The organism is Caballeronia sp. INML2 (genome assembly GCF_023631365.1).
Taxonomy (GTDB): Bacteria; Pseudomonadota; Gammaproteobacteria; order Burkholderiales; family Burkholderiaceae; genus Caballeronia; species Caballeronia turbans.
Genome location: NZ_JALQDH010000178.1, coordinates 1 through 1,559, shown reverse-complemented (window position 1 = coordinate 1,559; position 1,559 = coordinate 1). Strand labels below are relative to the sequence as shown.

The following is a 1,559-nucleotide window of genomic DNA, read 5'->3' as shown; positions in this document are numbered from 1 at the left end:
GTTCTTGCACTGATAGGTTCGCCGAACAAGGATGCCTACACAGCCGCCAAGGGCGCGGTCGCTGCACTGACGCGATCAATGGCGGTCGAATATGCGCCACACAAGATCCGCGTCAACGCAATTGCGCCGGGCATCACCCGGACACCACGCGTCGAGCGTCTGCTTGCAGAGGACGGAGTGACCGCACGGCTCGCACAGGGCTATCTTCTTGGCATCTGCGAGCCGATTGACATCGCGCATATGGCACTTTACCTAGCGTCGGATGAATCACGGTTGACGACGGGACAAGTCTTGTCAGTTGATAGCGGCGCATCCATCGCTTAGCCAACTAGAGCGAAAAAATAGAAAAATCTCAGGAGACGGAAAATGCAACGACGAAACGATTTTGGCGCTTTTTTCCTTGGCGTCACACTCTCAATGGCGGTGGTTCCAGCACATGCGGATGACGTGCTCAAGTTCGGCGTGAGCGCACCGATGTCAGGTGCCGCGGCGAACTGGGGCATCGGTTGCGACTGGGTCGGCCAAAAGGTCGCAAAGCACATTAACGACAACGGCGGCATTCGTGCTGGCGGCAAGTCTTACAAAGTGCAACTGACTACCTACGACAACCTGTACACTGCCGCTGGTGGCGCGCAGAGCGCACAGGCTATGATCAACCGAGATGGCGTACGTTACATTGTCCAGAGCCTTGGAACCGCGCCCGTGCAGGCGACGCAGAGTCTATCGGAGCGTTCGGGCGTAGTTCTCTTGACAACTGCATGGGGCAAGACAATCAAAGGCCCAAAGTTTCCGCTGACGTTCACCAATTCAAACACACCGTATGAGATTTTTGGACCGCTCTTTTCGCTCGTGAAGCAACAGCATCCGAACGTCAAGACCGTGGCCTTGCTCAATCCGAACGATTCAACCGGCCAGCAGGCCGAAGCGCAATCCAAGCAGGAGTGGGCAAAGCTCGGCGTGAGTGTCGTCAGCTCCAGCTTCTATGAGCGCGGCACGACGGAATTTCAGTCCATTGCGACAAAAGTGGCCGCTGCCAAACCCGATGCTGTTGATCTCGGCGGATCGGCGCCCGGCGACGCTGGCAGCGTACTGAAGGAACTGGCGATTCAGGCCTGGGCGGGCGTAAAGCTGTATCCAGCGGGCACGGGAAGCGACACTCTCGTGAAGGTGGGCGGCAAGAGCGCCGAAGGCGTCTATATGGGCCAAGGCGCCGACTTCTCCGGCCCGACAGCGACCAAACTGCAGCGAGATCTAGATACCCAGGCCAAACAGGCGCTTAAAGAGCCGCTCAACATCCTGCAGATGGGCGTATGGGACGGCGTGATGGCGATCAAGGCCGGTATTGAAAAAGCTGACAGCGTTGATCCAAAAGCGGTAGCCCGAGCACTGCCGTCGGCGAAGCCGGACACATCGTATGGACCGGTGGGTTATGGCGGCAAGGCGACCTATGGCTCGCCGCAGCAACTGCTCGTGCCCGTGATCATCACCCAAATCAGAAATGGCAACACGGTCGAAGTGCGTCGAGTGGATTCGCCGGACGTCAGCGGCAGTTAAGCGGG

General features: G+C 58.2%; 2 protein-coding genes. Both read left to right on the top strand.

Translation table 11 applies throughout. The features are described 5' to 3' along the window. Positions 1–324, top strand: a 324-nt coding sequence (locus tag NCT32_RS36855) for an SDR family NAD(P)-dependent oxidoreductase (protein WP_250491550.1), incomplete at its 5' end; no start/stop codon positions are given. 42 nt (positions 325–366) lie between these two features. Next, positions 367–1,554, top strand: coding sequence for an ABC transporter substrate-binding protein (locus NCT32_RS36850; protein ID WP_250491549.1), 1,188 nt, complete (start codon positions 367–369; stop codon positions 1,552–1,554). Positions 1,555–1,559 lie beyond the last annotated feature (5 nt).